Origin of the sequence: Pseudomonas sp. BN606 (genome assembly GCF_029873115.1) — a bacterium.
In the GTDB taxonomy this organism is placed as follows: Bacteria; Pseudomonadota; Gammaproteobacteria; order Pseudomonadales; family Pseudomonadaceae; genus Metapseudomonas.
In genome coordinates, this window is record NZ_SSOF01000034.1 from 1 (window position 1) to 2,189 (window position 2,189).

The window sequence follows — 2,189 nt, forward strand, 5'->3', positions numbered from 1 at the left end:
GCATCCCACTTTCTTTCCTGGTAATACCATTCACTTTCGTAATGAATAACCAGTTGAGAAATAGACTGGGCATGCGCCGGTATACGCAGTGCCGCCTGCAACTCTTCGGCGGTCATTCTGCCGTCGCGGTTGGTATCGATGATCTCGTAGAGGCGGGATCTGACTGGCCCCCTATCAGACTTGTCGGCCCTGGCGCGGTTGGATTCGATAGCCTCGTCAGCCAACGAAGCGGACATCGACTGAAGGAAATATGCCAAGGCATTGTGCGGTGGGTCGTCGTTGTAGATGACGTCAAAGCCCTCCCAGGACCACGGGCTGACCCAGGGCGTAACTCCCACCTCTTCACGCACCCAGCCGTCCAGCAGGTTGCCTTGGTCGTCATTGAGCAGTCCGTCCAGGCGATACCAGTTGAAGGCGTTGCGGTCATCGGTTCTCGGTAGTTCGATCTTTTGTTCAGACGCCAGGCCATCGAGGATGACGCGAGGCACGAGCAGATCTGCGCCGCTTGGCGTGCCGGGGTGAGCCTGGCTCGGCGGCGACGTTTTGCAGTACTGGGACTGGTGGGTAATGACCAGCGTGCCCTTGGCGAGCTTCAGCCATGTTTTCTCTTTAGACGGCAGGTGTTCTGCCCACGCGCGGCAGGCGGCGAAGAACGTCGCCACGTCGTCTGCGGTGAAGACTTCCAGATGAAGCTTCTTTTGCGGCGCGGTTTCGGTGCCTTCCTGGTAGGGGCCAAGGTGCCCAATCAGTTCGCTGGCTTTGATTGGAACGGGCTGATCAAGCACCACGGCGCTGTTGCTGACCTGGGGCACCCGCTCACTTTCCAGTGAGTCGAGGTGCACGTATTGCGCAACGCTCTCCAGCTTACGGAAGTCACCATCGCCGCTGATGGTCACTTCGCTGCCCCTGGGCAGCCCACCGATCTTATGGGACCGGGCGTGAGGTGCTGCACGTACGGTGAGGTGATCCTGTTGTGTGTCGACTCGATAGACGCCACCGCCGATGTCCTTCAGCAGGTCGAAGAACACATAGCCCTGTATGGTGCCGTCCGAAGCTATAAGGTCGCTCGGGCCCCGAACGTTCTCCAGCTTGCGGTAGTTGCCCTCACCACTGACCGTGACCGTCGCTCCGCATGGCAAGAGGTCAATGACCGCGCCTCTGTGCGCCATGCTTCGCACGTTCAGGCCTCGCTGGCCGGGGCGACCGGCACGAGTATCGTTGGCCGTCTGCTTTACACGGCGTTCCGCTCCTTCAGGCCAGAACGCTGGTCGTGCCAGGCTGGGATCGCTCTTGTAGCTCTCCCAATCGTGCAGGTGCATGTAGAGGCTGTAGAACACCAGACTGGGCGGTGTGTCCAGATTGCCCTCAATGGTGGGTGCCTCCAGCCGATGGCGCACCAGCACAAAACCCGACGCAAATGGGGCCTGGACAGTGACCCCAGGAGCGGGGAAGTACGTAGTCGTCGGAGTTCGCTCGGGAATGCGGTAGGCAACGACTTCGCCATCGGCCAGGCAACGTACCTCGGACTGCCCACCAGTTCCCACCGTACCGGCAGTGCCGGAATCAAAGTGCACCCCACCATGCCACATGCCATTGCGGCCCAACGGGAAATAGCCCGCCTGCGCTTTGGCCAGGTTGGTCAGTTGGACAAGCGGGTTGGATTTATCACCAAAGGGATGGCTCCAGCTTTTAAGTGCGGGCAATCGCGGCGCCGCGTGCACAGATGCCGCGTCTGGTAGCTGCGGGGAAGGCGTTGGCGTTTGTGAAGGCGTGCGATGGTGGCGGACAGGAGGCGGTCCCTTACGCCAGCGGTGATACCCATCCTTGAGGCCATCGTAAACATCCAGCAGATAGTTGAGCATACGCGATACGTTCCTTGTGACTGGCTGACCACTGTTTGGTATTGGGGATATCGCCAGATCATCCCGAGAAACTCGCGACCTGCTGATGCTTCCGGGGATATCCATCGAGCGGCGGCAATTCAGGGGTTTTCAGGGGCTTGGTCGCAGGCCCCCGATAGTCGAAATGCACCGCCTTGATCAGGTGCTCACCCTGGGTGCCGGACTCGATGCCGCACGGATCGAGGGTGATGTAGCTGCCGCCGGCATTGAGGGTGATCTTCTGCATGGCGCTGATGCGGATTTCGTCTTCGGTGCTGGTGATGTCCAGCCCATGCCGGGCGAGCAGTT

General features: G+C 60.2%; 1 protein-coding gene and 1 pseudogene. Both read right to left on the reverse strand.

Annotation, left to right across the window (positions count from 1 at the left end):
- A pseudogene (locus E8E75_RS02435) lies at positions 1 to 1,862 on the reverse strand (hypothetical protein); the annotation flags it as partial.
- A gap of 58 nt (positions 1,863 to 1,920) precedes the next feature.
- Positions 1,921 to 2,189, reverse strand: a 269-nt coding sequence (locus E8E75_RS02440) for a DUF2345 domain-containing protein (RefSeq protein ID WP_280357919.1), incomplete at its 5' end; no start/stop codon positions are given.